Origin of the sequence: Pseudoalteromonas sp. SR45-4 (assembly GCF_014163535.1) — a bacterium.
In the GTDB taxonomy this organism is placed as follows: Bacteria; Pseudomonadota; Gammaproteobacteria; order Enterobacterales; family Alteromonadaceae; genus Pseudoalteromonas; species Pseudoalteromonas nigrifaciens.
On record NZ_JACJDO010000108.1, the window covers coordinates 1 to 649 of the forward strand.

At 41.1% G+C, this 649-nt stretch carries 1 pseudogene; it reads right to left on the minus strand.

Features of this window, described 5'->3' with window-relative positions:
- Window positions 1-116: 116 nt before the first annotated feature.
- Window positions 117-515 (minus strand): annotated as a pseudogene (locus tag H5058_RS18175) (peroxiredoxin family protein); the annotation flags it as partial.
- Between the last annotated feature and the right edge of the window lie 134 nt (window positions 516-649).

The window sequence follows — 649 nt, forward strand, 5'->3', positions numbered from 1 at the left end:
TGAAAGTCTTCGAGCTATCGAAGTTTGCTGTTGGATCTGAGAAAAAAAGAAGCAGCCTAGCATTCATAAGCTAGACTGTAGAAGCCCATTGATCGACACGTAGTGGCGTCGGTGGGTAGTTCACTACTTACATCTGAAAGTACATCAAATTCAAGGTCGTTTTTTTGCGCCGTTGACAGTGTTTCATCAGGAAGTTGTGGTGAAATGGCAATTAACTGTGCATTTTGCGCTTTAAATTGTGGTAAGTAATCATTCAGGGCTTTTAACTCTAAATTGCAATAAGGGCACCAGCCACCACGGTAAAAGCTAATAATTACTGGGCCTTGTTTTAATAATGTCGCAAGTTCAACCGTGTTCTCTTGATGATTAGCCAAGCTAAAATTGGTAACTTTTTGCCCTACCTGTAATGCATTATCTTTAATGTGCTGGGCAATAAGCTCTGCGTTTGTCGTATTCATTAGTGCTATAACATCTGCAGGGAGCTTTGCTTCTTTTTGCACGTTATAGGCGTCAATTTGCGCTTTTAAACGTAAGCGCGCATTTAAGCAGTGCGCTTAGCTATAATCGAAGTCTAGCTGCACATTCCACGGCATTAGGTCGGTAAAATCATCATCACCCTCATCTCGATTCGGCAACGCTTTAAATAAAT